Raw genomic sequence first — 3,759 nt, forward strand, 5'->3', positions numbered from 1 at the left:
CGGTCGAGCAGGCCGAGCTCGAGGTTGGACTGCGCTGCGGCCAGCTTGACGATGCCGAGCGCATGCACGAGCGAGATCGGCATGCGATCCGTGCCGATACGAAAATTCTGTCGCGAGCGTTCAGTCTGCGCGCCCCAATAGCGGTCGGCGGCGACCTCGATGGGACCGAAGCTGTCGGTCTCGGTGCGGGTCGCGGGGCGGTCGGTCTTCGAGCGGGAAGCTTTGGCCATGAGCACATCCATTCCGCCGCGCGAAATGCCGCGCGGCCTCTTCATGTGCTCTTCTATATAGGCAGTCTGGCCGGCGCGATGGCTTCGCGCCCAACCTAGATCATTTCTTGCGGAAACGATCGAGCCGCACGACCTCGGCACCGCCCTGGTTCGGGGCCGTCGGCTCCTCCGTGCTTTCCGCCGTTTCAGGGGCAGGCGTCTGCACCGCGACGGCCGACGGCGCGGGAGCTGTCGGCAGCGTCTCGGGCGCGACCTCGGCGACGTCGGACGTGTCGAACTGCAGGCCGAACTTCACGGACGGGTCGAGGAAGCTCTTGATGGCGCTGAACGGCACGATCAGCCGCTCCGGAATGCCACCGAAGGACAGGCCGACCTCGAAGCGGTCCTCGAGCACGGTCAGATCCCAGAACTGGTGCTGCAGGATGATCGTCATCTCTTCCGGATATTGCGCGAGCAGCCGCGACGACAGCTTCACGCCCTCGGCCTTCGACACGAAGGTGATGAAGAAATGGTGCTCGCCCGGCAGGCCATGGGCCGCGGCATCGGTCAGCACCTTCCGCAGCACGCCGCGCAGCGCGTCGCGGGCCAGCACATCGTATCGGATATGATCGGTCGCCATGGTGGTCCTGTTGCATCCCCGAAGCCGGACCGTGCCGGCCCGACTCGCCAAGCCGCAATAGTACCGCGCCTGACGGGTCAGCAGGAGTCCCCGCCGGGGAAGAAATCAAGAGTAAAGTGGAGGCTTCTGTTGCCAGGTGCCTCCGAACCCCGCCTAACGGAGCTTAACCCGTTAGGACTTTAAGATGGTCTTTCAAACTGCGTTACGCAGCCTGAGCAACCGGAGCAAAGTTGTCGTTGGCAACTATTGCAGTAGCCCGATAACGGCGGAACAATACCGGGAAAAAGTACGCCCTTTACGCCCTCGTCGATCCTATTTCGCCCCCGCCAAAACCCGCTTCTTGGGCCTGCCCAAAGTGGGCTTTGGTGGAGGCGCCGGGTACCGCCCCCGGGTCCGAATGGTTTATTGCGACGACCGTTTATTTCCATAGCCGGCGAACCGGCACCCCCAATATAGGGGGCAAAGGTTTCGAAAAACAGAGGTTTCGCGTGAGTTCGGTGCGGTTCCCTTTGGATAGGTTCCGGACCGTCTTGGCCGCGGCGCGAGCCCTGTTCTAAGCTCCTGAGATGTCCTCGGATTCAGTACCGGCCGTCCAAGAATCAGATCAAGAGCCGGATCTCGTCACCGCACCGCCCGGCCTCGCTGCGCTGTTCCTGGCGTTCGCCCGGATGTCGCTGGCCGGTTTCGGCGGCGTGCTGGTGTTTGCCCGACGGGCCATCGTCGAGCAGCACCGCTGGATAACCGCGGACGAGTTCAACGAGACCTTTGCGCTCTGCCATTTCCTGCCGGGGCCCAACATCGTCAATCTGTCGATGGTGTTCGGTGCGCGGCTACGCGGGATTGCCGGGGGAGTTGCCGCCTTTGCCGGGTTGCTGCTGCCGCCGACAATGATCATGACCGTGCTCGCGATCATCTACGCCCAGTTCGGCGAATTGGAGCTGCTGCGCCGTAGCCTCGCCGGCATCTCCTGCGCGGCGGTGGGCCTGTTAATCGCGGTGGTCTTCCGCATGATGACCCCGCTGTTGAAGCGGATGGACGCCGTCGCGCTCACCCTGATGCTCGGCGTGTTCGCCGCCATTGGCGTGTTCCGTCTGCCGCTCCAGGTGGTGCTGCTGGTCGCGATCCCCGTGAGTATCGGCGCCATTTTTTTCCTGCGGCGGAAAGTAGCAGCATGAACGCCGAGAACCCGATCTGGGTGCTGATTTCCACCTTCGGCCTGATGTCGCTGTTTGCGGTCGGCGGCGCCGCGGCGGCGGTGCCCGAGATGCACCGCATCGCTGTCGAGGTGCATCACTGGATGACCGAGAAGCAGTTCACAGATGCCTATGCGATCGCGCAGCTCTCGCCAGGTCCGAACGTGCTTATCGTGACGTTAATCGGCTATGCCGTCGCCGGAATCCCCGGGGCGCTGGCGGCGACGCTGGCGATGTGCCTGCCGACGGCGCTGCTTGCCTATTATGTCAGCCGGCTGCTGAATCGGCCGAGCCAATCGCGCTGGCCCGGCCTGCTTCAGGCTGCACTGGTTCCTCTCTCGATCGGATTGATGGCGGCCAGTGCTCTGATCCTGGCCCAGTCGACCGATCGCACAATTGTTGCAGTGCTTCTGACCGCAATGGTTGCGGTGATCGCATCCGTCTCGCGCATCAATCCACTCTGGCTCCTGCTCGCCGGCGGGCTGTTGGGTTTTGCTGGCATTGTGTAATGAAAATCGCTAGGCAGTGATCCGGGCGGGGGATCAAGTTCCAGCCGATTTAGAACAACAGTGCTCGTGACTTACGGGTCGCGGAGGAGACATGCATGGCCGACACGATGGGCCACTCAGCGACAGCCACCCGAAATACCCGGTTGGTGCTCGGCTTTTGTCTGCTGGCGATTGCGCCGCAGATCTTCGAATTGATCTGGTCGATCGGGACGATCTTCGGCTGGGGGGCCGGCCGCGGCCCGGTGACGGTGGTCACCAGCCACGTGACTGCGCTGCTCGCAGGCGCGCCCAGTGCGATCTTCGGATCGTTCGGTGGCGGCACCAAGAAGATGTCGTCCGAGGTACTGCTGGCGCTGATCTATTCCTATCCGCTGTTCGCGGTTGCGATCCTCACTCTGTTCATGACGGTCCGGTCGGCGCAGGACTATGTCGGCGGCGTCGTCCTGATGGCGGTTGCCCTGTTCGCGCTGTGGGCAGGGAGCGACTTGCAGGGCATGCGGGGCTTCTCCTTCGGCGCGGGCACCGCGCCGCGCATGTTCGGCGGACTGCTGGTCGCCATGTCCGCCGGCATCGCCTTGACCGGCCTTGTGACCGATGGGCCGGCAATGTCTCATTATTCCTGGCGGGGGCCATTGTTCGTGATGGCGGCGATTCTGTTCTTCGCGCTGGCGATCCGGCCGCTCGGCCTCGTGGTCACGGCCTTTGCAAGCTTCATGATCGCGGCGACGGGGTCGGAGGAGACGCGCTGGCTGGAAGCAGCCATCGTCGGCGCCTGCCTGACGGTCGGTTGCGCAATCCTCTTTCCCTACGTGCTCGGGCTGCCGATGCCGATGTTTCCGCGTTTCCTGATCCAGTGAGGGTGTGATGGATATCTTTGCCAACCTCGCTCACGGTTTTGCCGTCGCGCTCTCTCCGATCAACCTTCTGATGTGCCTGATCGGCGCCCTCGTGGGCACGCTGGTCGGCGTGCTCCCGGGCATCGGCACCATCGCGACGGTCGCGATGCTGCTGCCGATCACCTTCGGACTTCCGCCGGTCGGCGCCCTGATCATGCTCGCCGGCATCTATTACGGCGCGCAATATGGCGGCTCGACCACGTCGATCCTGGTCAACATACCAGGCGAGGCGACATCGGTCGTCACCGCCATCGACGGCCACCAGATGGCGAGGCAAGGCCGCGCCGGCCCGGCGCTGGCGATCGCCGCGAT

General features: G+C 63.8%; 5 protein-coding genes, 1 other RNA gene and 1 pseudogene. 4 read left to right on the top strand and 3 right to left on the bottom strand.

Features of this window, described 5'->3' with window-relative positions:
* The 3 genes and pseudogenes from MOV75_RS30500 to ssrA all read right to left on the bottom strand — a co-directional run.
* Positions 1-242 (bottom strand): annotated as a pseudogene (locus MOV75_RS30500) (lyase family protein); the annotation flags it as partial.
* An 88-nt stretch (positions 243-330) separates the two neighbouring features.
* Entirely contained in the window at positions 331-849 is a 519-nt protein-coding gene (locus tag MOV75_RS30505; RefSeq protein WP_247007170.1) for an SspB family protein, read from the bottom strand.
* Between the two features lie 115 nt (positions 850-964).
* Positions 965-1,331, bottom strand: a transfer-messenger RNA (tmRNA) gene (gene ssrA, locus MOV75_RS30510).
* 84 nt (positions 1,332-1,415) lie between these two features.
* On the opposite strand from ssrA, the gene MOV75_RS30515 reads away from it, so the two are divergent.
* The 4 genes from MOV75_RS30515 to MOV75_RS30530 all read left to right on the top strand — a co-directional run.
* Entirely contained in the window at positions 1,416-2,024 is a 609-nt protein-coding gene (locus MOV75_RS30515) for a chromate transporter (protein ID WP_246921773.1), read from the top strand.
* The gene (locus tag MOV75_RS30520; RefSeq protein WP_246921775.1) at positions 2,021-2,551 is read left to right on the top strand and encodes a chromate transporter; all 531 of its coding nucleotides are present in this window, start codon (positions 2,021-2,023) and stop codon (positions 2,549-2,551) included. Before MOV75_RS30515 ends, MOV75_RS30520 begins: the two co-directional genes overlap by 4 nt.
* Before the next feature lie 95 nt (positions 2,552-2,646).
* Positions 2,647-3,408, top strand: a complete 762-nt coding sequence (locus MOV75_RS30525; protein WP_246921777.1) for a tripartite tricarboxylate transporter TctB family protein — start codon at positions 2,647-2,649, stop codon at positions 3,406-3,408.
* Positions 3,409-3,415: 7 nt separating this feature from the next.
* On the top strand, positions 3,416-3,759 hold a 344-nt coding region (locus MOV75_RS30530; protein ID WP_247007171.1), incomplete at its 3' end, for a tripartite tricarboxylate transporter permease.

This window comes from Bradyrhizobium sp. PRIMUS42 (genome assembly GCF_023006515.1).
Taxonomy (GTDB): Bacteria; Pseudomonadota; Alphaproteobacteria; order Rhizobiales; family Xanthobacteraceae; genus Bradyrhizobium.

Bases quoted from the DNA above. Each gene is read 5' to 3' on its own strand.
- MOV75_RS30505 (WP_247007170.1), bottom strand. From the start codon at position 849: ATGGCGACCGATCATATCCGATACGATGTGCTGGCCCGCGACGCGCTG.
- MOV75_RS30515 (WP_246921773.1), top strand. From the start codon at position 1,416: ATGTCCTCGGATTCAGTACCGGCCGTCCAAGAATCAGATCAAGAGCCG.
- MOV75_RS30520 (WP_246921775.1), top strand. From the start codon at position 2,021: ATGAACGCCGAGAACCCGATCTGGGTGCTGATTTCCACCTTCGGCCTG.
- MOV75_RS30525 (WP_246921777.1), top strand. From the start codon at position 2,647: ATGGCCGACACGATGGGCCACTCAGCGACAGCCACCCGAAATACCCGG.